The 7,876-nt window shown below is 71.9% G+C and carries 7 protein-coding genes and 1 rRNA gene; 6 read left to right on the forward strand and 2 right to left on the reverse strand.

Annotated features, from left to right (window positions below; all coding sequences use genetic code 11):
- Complete coding sequence (locus ACIQGQ_RS14005; protein WP_402394767.1) at positions 1-1,431, forward strand: ATP-binding protein; 1,431 nt, start codon at positions 1-3, stop codon at positions 1,429-1,431.
- 1 nt (position 1,432) lies between these two features.
- Positions 1,433-3,016: a type VI secretion protein gene (locus ACIQGQ_RS14010; RefSeq protein WP_402394769.1), complete on the forward strand. Its 1,584-nt coding sequence runs from the start codon at positions 1,433-1,435 to the stop codon at positions 3,014-3,016.
- Positions 3,017-3,088: 72 nt separating this feature from the next.
- Here the strand turns inward: ACIQGQ_RS14010 and ACIQGQ_RS14015 are convergent, their stop codons facing one another.
- The gene (locus tag ACIQGQ_RS14015; protein ID WP_402394771.1) at positions 3,089-3,646 is read right to left on the reverse strand and encodes a GNAT family N-acetyltransferase; all 558 of its coding nucleotides are present in this window, start codon (positions 3,644-3,646) and stop codon (positions 3,089-3,091) included.
- A 148-nt stretch (positions 3,647-3,794) separates the two neighbouring features.
- Between ACIQGQ_RS14015 and ACIQGQ_RS14020 the strand changes: the two genes are divergently transcribed.
- Genes ACIQGQ_RS14020 through ACIQGQ_RS14035 form a run of 4 tightly spaced genes read left to right on the forward strand, consistent with a single transcriptional unit; the run spans position 3,795 to position 7,508 of the window.
- Complete coding sequence (locus tag ACIQGQ_RS14020; protein ID WP_402394774.1) at positions 3,795-4,730, forward strand: ABC transporter ATP-binding protein; 936 nt, start codon at positions 3,795-3,797, stop codon at positions 4,728-4,730.
- The gene (locus tag ACIQGQ_RS14025; protein ID WP_402394775.1) at positions 4,727-5,527 is read left to right on the forward strand and encodes an ABC transporter permease subunit; all 801 of its coding nucleotides are present in this window, start codon (positions 4,727-4,729) and stop codon (positions 5,525-5,527) included. The genes ACIQGQ_RS14020 and ACIQGQ_RS14025 overlap by 4 nt, the downstream gene beginning before the upstream one ends.
- 35 nt (positions 5,528-5,562) lie before the next feature.
- Positions 5,563-6,846, forward strand: a complete 1,284-nt coding sequence (locus tag ACIQGQ_RS14030; RefSeq protein ID WP_402394777.1) for a sensor histidine kinase — start codon at positions 5,563-5,565, stop codon at positions 6,844-6,846.
- Positions 6,843-7,508: a response regulator gene (locus ACIQGQ_RS14035; RefSeq protein WP_402394780.1), complete on the forward strand. Its 666-nt coding sequence runs from the start codon at positions 6,843-6,845 to the stop codon at positions 7,506-7,508. The genes ACIQGQ_RS14030 and ACIQGQ_RS14035 overlap by 4 nt, the downstream gene beginning before the upstream one ends.
- 98 nt (positions 7,509-7,606) lie before the next feature.
- Here ACIQGQ_RS14035 and rrf read toward each other — a convergent pair.
- Positions 7,607-7,723 (reverse strand): 5S ribosomal RNA (rrf, locus tag ACIQGQ_RS14040).
- Positions 7,724-7,876 lie beyond the last annotated feature (153 nt).

Here is a 7,876-nt window from a genome sequence, read left to right on the forward strand (position 1 = left end):
ATGCGGGATCCGCTGTCCGCGCTGTCGGACGCCTTCACCGCCTTCCTCTTCGGAAAGGTGGAGACGACCAGGCTGCCCGTCCGCACGTCCACGGGGCAGGCCCAGGCCGTCTACCTGCCCACCGCCGCCCCCGGACTCGGCGACTCGGGCGTGATCATCGGTCGCGAGGTCTACTCGGGCAAGGGCTACATCTACGACCCCTTCCAGCTGTACGGGCAGCAGCTCCCCGCCCCGCACTGGCTGGTGCTCGGCGAGTCCGGCAACGGCAAGTCCGCGCTGGAGAAGACGTACGTGCTCCGCCAGCTCCGCTTCCGCGACCGCCAGGTCGTCGTCCTGGACGCCCAGGGCGAGGACGGCGTCGGCGAGTGGAACCTCATCGCCCAGCAGCTCGGCCTCACCCCCATCCGCCTCGACCCGACCTCCGCCCTCAACGGCGGAATCCGGCTCAACCCGCTCGACCCCTCGATCACCACCACCGGCCAGCTCGCCCTGCTCCGGACGATCATCGAGGTCGCCCTGGGCCACGGCCTGGACGAACGGTCCGGCTTCGCCCTGAAGGTCGCCCACTCCTACGTCAACGAGACGATCACCGACCGCCAGCCGGTCCTCACCGACATCGTCGAACAGCTCCGCCACCCCGAACCCGAGTCCGCCGAGACGATGAACGTCGACATAGACGACGTACGGGCCTGGGGCCTGGACGTCGCGCTCGTCCTGGACCGGCTGGTCGACGGCGACCTGCGCGGCATGTTCGACGGACCGACGAGCGCGGGCATCGACCTCGAAGCCCCACTGATCGTCTTCGACCTCTCGCACATCGACCGCAACTCGATCGCCATGCCGATCCTCATGGCGATCGTCGGCGTCTGGCTGGAGCACACCTGGATCAGGCCCGACCGGAAGAAGCGCATCTTCCTCGTCGAAGAGGCCTGGCACATCATCAACTCACCCTTCGTCGCCCAGCTCTTCCAGCGCCTGCTGAAGTTCGGGCGCAGGCTCGGCCTGTCCTTCGTCGCCGTCGTCCACCACCTCAGCGACGTCGTCGACGGGGCGGCGGCCCGCGAGGCCGCCGCGATCCTCAAGATGGCGTCGACCCGTACGATCTACGCCCAGAAGGCCGACGAGGCCAGAGCGACGGGCCGGGTGCTCGGCCTGCCCCGCTGGGCGGTCGAGATCATCCCGACCCTCACCCCCGGCATCGCCGTCTGGGACGTCAACGGCAACGTGCAGGTCGTCAAGCACCTGATCACCGAGGCGGAACGCCCCCTGGTCTTCACCGACCGCGCGATGACCGAGTCCTCCGTCGCCGATCCGCTCCCCGACTCCCTCCCGGAGGACGTACGCGCCGCGGACCTGGAGGCGGAACAGCGGGCCGCCCGGATCGAACGGCAGCAACGGCTGAACGAGTCGTCCGAGTCAACGGTGGCATGACATGGCAGGGCGCCCTCACGAACGTACCGGCGGCCCCGGACGCCACGACCATGGCCGCACCGGCCCCGGAAACACCGGCCACGAGCGCCCCGGCGGCAGCGGCGGCATCCCCGACGGCCTCCTGATCGGCCTGCTCGTCTTCCTGCTCGGGCTGGCCCTGCTGGCCTGGACGACCACCGGCCTGGCCGGTCTGTTCGCGCACGGCGCCTGGCCGGAGGGCGTCACGCTCACCGAAACGCCCCGCGCGATGCGCAGCCTCGTCTCCGCACCGCACGACCTGCCGGCCGCCTGGCCGGACACCCCGGCGGGCGAGCTCTCCGGGTACGGGCTGTTCTGGGGCCTGTTCATCGGTGAACTGCTGGTGCTGCTGGTACTGACGGTGTTCGTGCTCGGTACGGTGGCCCGCTGGCGCGCCGTACGCACCCGCCAACGAACCGAGCGGAACGCGTACGGGCACGAGGAGAAGGACGCCCGCGAGGAGCTGAACCGCCCCGGTCACGAGACCCGGCCCAGCCCCCACAGCCCCAGCAGCGACACCGTTCTCAACAGCCTCGACCCCCACACCCCCGCACCACCCCGGCAACGCCGCCCCCCGCAGGAACAGCCGCCCCTCCCCGACCCCGCCACCCCCGTGGAGCAGCCCCCCGCCCCGTCCCCCACACCCCTCGTCGTCTACGGACCGCCCCCGACCCGCCGCCCCACCGTCGTACGGGCCGTCCACGAGGCCCCCGGCCCCGCGCTCGTCGTCACCTCCGACCCCACCGTCTGGGACGAGACGAAGGACGCCCGCGCCAAGCTCGGCCCGGTCCTCCTCTACGACCCGGGCCACCTCTGCGACACCCCGGCCCGCCTCCACTGGTCGCCCACCACGGGCTGCGAGAGCCCCGAGACGGCCGCCGCCCGCGCCACCGCCCTGCTGGCCCCGGTCCGCCCCCAGGCCAGGATCGACGCGGCCACCGCCGACACCGCCGAGACGCTCCTGCGATGCTGGCTGCACGCCGCCGCCGTCGACGGCCGCCCCTTCCGCCAGGTCCACCGCTGGGCCCAGGGCAGCAGCGCCCACGAACCGGTCCGTCTGCTCCGCACCCACCCCAAGGCCGCCTCCGGCCTCGCCGGCCTCCTGGAATCGGCCCTGACCGCGCACCCCGAACGCCGCGAGATGGCCCAGGAACTGACGGCCCGGGCGTTCGCCGCCCTGTCGACCGTCCACATCCGCGAGGCATGCACCCCGAACCGCGCCGATTCGCTCGTACTGGAATCCTTCGTGGCCGAGGGCGGCACCCTCTACGTGGTGGGCGAGCCGATCGAGGACCCCCGCTCGGGCCCCGGAGCGATGCCCCTGCTCACGGCGCTCGCCGCCCAGGTCATCGAGCACGGCCGCGGCCTGGCGGCGCGGTCCCCCGAGGGCCGGCTCGACCCGCCCCTGACCCTGGTCCTGGACGACATCGCCGCGGTGGCCCCCGTCCCCCGGCTCCCCGAACTGCTGGCCACCGGCCCGGCCATCGGCCTGCCGCCCCTGGCCCTGCTCCGCTCCAGGGAACAGGGCCGCGCCCGCTGGCCCCAGGAGCTCACCCCGGCCCCCTGAGCCACACACGAACCTCAGGGGACGAGAACCTCAGGCCGAGAAGCTCAGGTCGAGAAGCTCAGGTCGAGAAGCTCAGGGCCTCCCCACCGCATGCTCGATCTCCCGCGCGGACGGATCGCCCGGCACCGGCACCGTACTCCCGGTCGGGACGAAACCGATCCGCCGGTAGAAGGCCGCCGCCCGCGGATTGTCCTCGTGCACGTACAGCCGTACCCGCTCGATCCTCGGCTCCGCCAACGACCAGGCCCACTCCGTCGCGGCCCGGAACAGCTCCTCGGCCAGCCCCGCACCCCGCGCCTCGGACCGTACGAACACCCCGACCACATGCGCCTGGTGGACGTCGACCCGCTCCCCGAACGGCTGCTCCACGTCCGGCCGCTCGACCAGCACGGTGACGCTCCCGTCCCACCGCCCGTCCGGCGCCACGGCGACGAACTGCCGCACGTCACTGCTCCCGGCCTCCGAAGCGTTGAACGCCCGCTCCTGCCAGAACGCGTCGGAGCGGGTCACACCCTGCTCGTACGTCTCCAGAAACGCCACCGCCGCGACCGGATCGCGCAGAGCGGCCAGCCGCAACTCCTTGACCTGCGGCCACTCCTCGGCGCGCACGGTTCTCACCACATGTTCCATCCGCCGATCCTGTCGCCCGCCCGGGACCTGCGCAAACGACATTCCCGACCCGCCGACGGCCCCGTGTCGTACCCCGGTACCACGCGCGCCGCCAGGTCCCCTCCCCGGTCCGACGCCGCCCGGCGCCCCGCTCCGTAGCGTCGAACGCATGATCAGGGCATACGGACTCACCAAGAAATACGGCGACAGGACGGTCGTCCAGGACCTCGACTTCACGGTCCGCCCCGGTACCGTCACCGCCTTCCTCGGCCCGAACGGCGCCGGGAAATCCACCACGATGCGCATGCTGCTCGGCCTGGACGCCCCCACCCGGGGCCGGTCCACGATCGGCGGCCGCGCGTACGCCACCCACCACGCGCCCCTCACCGAGGTCGGCGCGCTCCTGGAGGCCCGCTCCGTCCACCCCGGACGCACCGCCTTCCACCACCTCATGGCGCTGGCCCACACCCACGGCATCCCGCGCCGGCGCGTCGAGCACGTACTCGACCTGGCCGGGCTGACCGCCGTCGCCCACAGACGCGTCAAGGGCTTCTCGCTCGGCATGGGCCAACGGCTCGGAATCGCCGCCGCCCTCCTCGGGGACCCGTCGACCCTCGTCCTGGACGAACCCGTCAACGGCCTCGACCCCGAGGGCGTCCGCTGGATCCGCAACCTCCTCAGGTCCCTGGCCCAGGAGGGCCGTACGGTCCTGATCTCCTCCCACCTGATGAGCGAGACGGCACTCACCGCCGACCACCTGATCATCGTCGGCCGGGGCCGCCTCCTTGCCGACACCACGGTCACCGACTTCGTCGCCTCGGCCGGCGGCGCCCAGGTCAAGGTCGTCACCCCACGGGCCGACGCCCTGCGCCGACTCCTCACCCCCGACACCACCGTCACCGTCACCACCACCGCCCCCGACCACCTCACCGTCCGGGGCACGGACGCCGCCCACATCGGCCGCACCGCCGCCGCCCACGGCATCCCCCTCCACGAACTCACCCCGCAGACCGCCTCCCTGGAACAGGCCTTCATGGACCTGACCCAGGAATCCGTCGAATACCGGATCACCACCGCCCCAGAACCCACCGGAGCCCCCGCATGACCACCGACACCCTCCCCACCACAGCGCCGGGCCCGTACCGGATCACCCCGGCCCGGATCCTCCGCTCCGAGTGGCACAAACTCCGCTCCCTGCGCTCCTCCTGGACCACCCTGGCCTCCGCGTCGGCCCTGATCCTCGGCGTCGGCCTCCTCATGGGCACGACATACACCAGCGACGGCGGCGACTCCGACATCGACACCGTGGTCCTGGTCCTCTACGGCTCACTGCTCGCCGCCCCCTGCGTCGCGGTCCTCGCCGTCCTCATGACGGCCGGCGAGTACGCGACCGGCATGATCCGCGCCTCGCTCACCGCCGTCCCCCGCAGGCTGCCGGTGCTCTGGGCGAAGGCGGCGGTCCTCGCCGCCACGGTCTTCACCACCATGCTCACCACCTGCCTGCTCACCTTCGTCCTCGCCCAGATCTGGCTCCAGGACACCGACCAGGCGGCCTCCCTCACCGACCCGGGCGTCTTCGGAGCGATCACCGGTACCGCCGTCGGCATCACCCTGCTGAGCCTGATCGGCCTCGGCCTCGGAGCCCTCCTCCGCTCGGTCCCCGGAGCCATCGGCGCCTACATCGGCGGCATGCTGGTCCTCCCCCAGATCCTCGCCGCACTCCCGTACGAGGGCCTGAAGAGCGCCCTCGCGTACGGGCCCACCCGGGCCGCCGCCGCCCTCGGCTCCGCCACCCCGTCGGCGGGCGACGCCTCCACCGCGGGCGCCCTGCTCGCCCTGTGCCTGTGGACCGGTGCGATCCTGGGCTGCGCCGCCCTGCTGCTGCGCCGACGCGACGCGTGATCCGGGAGGGGGCGGGGGACCGCGAGGACGGGCACATGACGACGGACGACGAGACGGACCGCACACCCGGCACCGACCGGGCCACCACCCCGGTCACCCACGCCCTCGACCGTCTCCTCCGGCGCGTCCGCGCGCTCGACCGCCGCCGCCCGATGGTCTGGAACGTGCTCCTCACCGCCTTCTGGACACTCGCCGCCCTGGTCGACGTCACCACGGGCGGCTGGCGGACGGTGGCCGTGGATCCGGAGGCGCCCGCCTCACTGGTCCTGCTGGTGAGCGCGGCCTTCTCCGTTCCCCTGCTGTGGCGGCGTACGCACCCGATGACCGTGCTGGTGTCCATGGCACCGGTCGCGCTGGTGAACGTCTGGTGCGGCGCCGTCGTCCAGGCCGCCTACCTCCAGCAGATCGCCGTCTTCAACATCGCGCTGCGGCTGCCGGGGCGGGCCCTGGCCGGGGCCGGGGCCCTGGTGGCCGCACCGCTCCTGGCCGCCGCGGCACTCCAGCCGGACGGCTGGGACCGCACGGCCGTCCCCCAGCTCTGGGCGTTCGCGCTCGCGGCGATGCTCGGGATCCTGGTCCGTACGCGCAAGGGGTACACCGAGGCCCTCGTCGACCGGGCCCGCCGGCTGGAACGGGAACGCGACCAACAGGCCCGTCTCGCGGCCGCCGCCGAACGGACCCGGATAGCCCGCGAGATGCACGACATCATCGGCCACAACCTGTCCGTCATCACCGGCCTCGCCGACGGCGGCGCCTACGCTGCCGCCCGCAGCCCGGAACGCGCCGCCCAGGCCCTGGAGGCCATCGGCACGACGAGCCGCCAGGCCCTCACCGAGCTCCGCAGGCTCCTCGGTGTCCTGCACGACCACCCCGCCGAGGCAGACCTCGCCCCGCAGCCGACCCTGGACGACCTGGACACGCTCCTGACCGGCGTACGGGCGGCCGGCCTCCCCGTGAGCCTGCGCGTCCACGGCACGCCTCCCGCTCTCGCCCCCACCGCCGGAAGGCAGTTGACGGCCTACCGGGTGGTCCAGGAGGCTCTGACCAACACGTTGAAGCACGCCGGAACTCAGCCGCCGCCGTCCGCGGAGGTCATCCTGACCTACCGGCCCGGCGAACTGGAGGCCGTCATCACCGACACCGGCACCGCCGCCCGTCCGCGGACCGGCGCACGGGGCGGCGGCCAGGGCATCGCCGGAATGCGCGAGCGCGCCTTTCTCTACGACGGCACGCTCGAAGCGGGTCCGCTACCGGCCTCCGCCGCCGTCCCCGGCTGGCGGGTACGGCTCCGGCTCCCCTTGGAGGACACCCCCTCGTGACGACCGTGCTCATCGCGGACGACCAGCCCATGCAGCGCTTCGGCTTCCGCATGCTCCTGGAGAGCCAGGACGACATGACCGTGGCGGGCGAGGCCGCCAACGGCCTCGAAGCCCTGGAACTCACCCAGCAGCACCAGCCGGACGTCGTACTGATGGACATCCGCATGCCCCTCCTCGACGGCATCGAGGCCACCCGCCGCATCGTCAGAACGGCTCCCCGCACCCGCGTCCTGATCGTCACGACCTTCGACCTCGACCGGTACGCGTACGACGGCCTGCGCGCCGGCGCCAGCGGCTTCCTGGTCAAGGACGCCCTGCCGGAGGAACTGCTCTCCGGCATCCGGGCCGTGGCCTGCGGCGACGCGGTGGTCGCCCCCAGCCTCACCCGCCGCCTGCTCGACGCATACGTACAGCACCTCCCGGTCTCTCCGGGTGGCCCCGCACCAGTGGACGCGCGCCTGGCCCCGCTCACCGAGCGGGAACGGGAAATCCTCACCGTCATCGGACAGGGCTGGTCCAACACGGAAATAGCCGAGCGGCTCCACCTCGCCGAATCGACGGTGAAGACCCACGTCGGCCGCATCCTCGCCAAAACCGGCTCCCGGGACCGCGTCCAGGCGGTCATCCTCGCCTACGACACCCACCTGGTCACGCCCCAATGACCTGCGGGCCCTCGAGGGAAATACTCCCGGGGGAAGTGGTGGGTAAACGCAGAAAAGCCCCGTGTCCACAAGAGACACGGGGCTTTCCCGTAAAAGAAGTTCGGCGGCGTCCTACTCTCCCACAGGGTCCCCCCTGCAGTACCATCGGCGCTGAAAGGCTTAGCTTCCGGGTTCGGAATGTAACCGGGCGTTTCCCTAACGCAATGACCACCGAAACACTATGAAATTCTGAACCAACCGGACAACAACACGGCAGTTCGTTATTTCAGAACAAACACAGTGGACGCGAGCAACTGAGGACAAGCCCTCGGCCTATTAGTACCAGTCAGCTCCACCCGTCACCGGGCTTCCACATCTGGCCTATCAAC

Origin of the sequence: Streptomyces sp. NPDC092952, from assembly GCF_044754785.1 — a bacterium.
Taxonomy (GTDB): Bacteria; Actinomycetota; Actinomycetes; order Streptomycetales; family Streptomycetaceae; genus Streptomyces.

Bases quoted from the DNA above. Each gene is read 5' to 3' on its own strand.
- ACIQGQ_RS14005 (WP_402394767.1), top strand. From the start codon at position 1: ATGCGGGATCCGCTGTCCGCGCTGTCGGACGCCTTCACCGCCTTCCTC.
- ACIQGQ_RS14010 (WP_402394769.1), top strand. From the start codon at position 1,433: ATGGCAGGGCGCCCTCACGAACGTACCGGCGGCCCCGGACGCCACGAC.
- ACIQGQ_RS14015 (WP_402394771.1), bottom strand. From the start codon at position 3,646: ATGGAACATGTGGTGAGAACCGTGCGCGCCGAGGAGTGGCCGCAGGTC.
- ACIQGQ_RS14020 (WP_402394774.1), top strand. From the start codon at position 3,795: ATGATCAGGGCATACGGACTCACCAAGAAATACGGCGACAGGACGGTC.
- ACIQGQ_RS14025 (WP_402394775.1), top strand. From the start codon at position 4,727: ATGACCACCGACACCCTCCCCACCACAGCGCCGGGCCCGTACCGGATC.
- ACIQGQ_RS14030 (WP_402394777.1), top strand. From the start codon at position 5,563: ATGACGACGGACGACGAGACGGACCGCACACCCGGCACCGACCGGGCC.